The sequence below is a fragment of the Curtobacterium guangdongense genome (genome assembly GCF_049341845.1).
In the GTDB taxonomy this organism is placed as follows: domain Bacteria; phylum Actinomycetota; class Actinomycetes; order Actinomycetales; family Microbacteriaceae; genus Curtobacterium; species Curtobacterium guangdongense.
This window is the reverse complement of sequence record NZ_JBMPIT010000028.1, coordinates 1-1088: the sequence shown is the minus strand read 5'-3', so window position 1 is coordinate 1088 and position 1088 is coordinate 1. Positions and strand designations below refer to the sequence as shown.

The following is a 1088-nucleotide window of genomic DNA, read 5'->3' as shown; positions in this document are numbered from 1 at the left end:
TGTAGTTCCCTGGGACGTTGTGAACGGGTGACGTAGAAGAAGACCTCCGGGACGATGTGGGTTACCACACCAACACGTCGCACCGGAGGTCTTCGTGACTCACGCTAACGCCCCGTTCACGCCCGAGGGCAGGCTCCGTCTTGCCCGGTTGATCGTCGATGACGGATGGCCCATTCGTCGCGCGGCGGAACGGTTCCAGTGCTCGCCCGCGACGGCGTCGAGGTGGGCTGCCCGGTATCGGTCCGGGTGCCCGTTGACGGACCGATCATCGCGGCCGTGGTCCAGTCCCATGCGACTGCCTGTCCGGACCGAGCGGAGGATCATCGCATTGCGGTTCACCAGGCGGTGGGGACCGCATCGGATCGCGTTCCACCTGCATTTGCATCGGTCAACGGTCGGCCGGGTCCTGGCCCGGTTCGGGATGCCGCTGCTGCAGAACATCGACCAGGCCACCGGGCTGCCCGTCCGTCGACCCAGGCCGGTCCGATACGAGAAGCACGCGCCGGGCGAGTTGGTGCACGTCGACATCAAGAAGCTGGGCCGCATTCCCGATGGTGGGGGATGGCGTGTTCACGGCCGCGGCTCCGCGCAGGACCGGGCAGCCGGCGCGCTTCGGGATCGTGCTGCACGTCGAGGTGCGCCCGGATCTCGCGGATTCCGGTTCCTGCATCACGCCGTCGATGACTACTCCCGACTCGCGTACTCCGAGATCCACGGCGACGAGCAGGGCGTGACTGCGGCGGCATTCTGGAGCCGAGCAAACGCATTCTTCGCCACAGCGGGCGTGCGCGTCGAGGCCGTGATGACCGACAACGGAGCGTGCTACCGATCGCGGGTATTCGCGACAGCTCTCGGAGATGCGAAGCACCGTTTCACCAGGCCCTACCGACCCCAAACCAACGGGAAGGTCGAGCGGTTCAACCGGACCCTCGCAGCCGAGTGGGCCTACGACCGTGCCTACGACAGCGACGAAGCCAGGGCCGCGACCTACGGCACCTGGCTCCATCACTACAATCACCACCGACCCCACACCGGACTCGGCGGCCAAACCCCATCAGATCGCGTTCACAACCTCACGGGGAACTACA

1 protein-coding gene is annotated in these 1088 nt (G+C 66.3%); it reads left to right on the top strand.

Annotated features, from left to right (window positions below):
- Positions 1-94 precede the first annotated feature (94 nt).
- The coding region (locus ACO0E1_RS18900) for an IS481 family transposase (protein ID WP_422875576.1) at positions 95-1088 on the top strand (994 nt) is incomplete at its 3' end.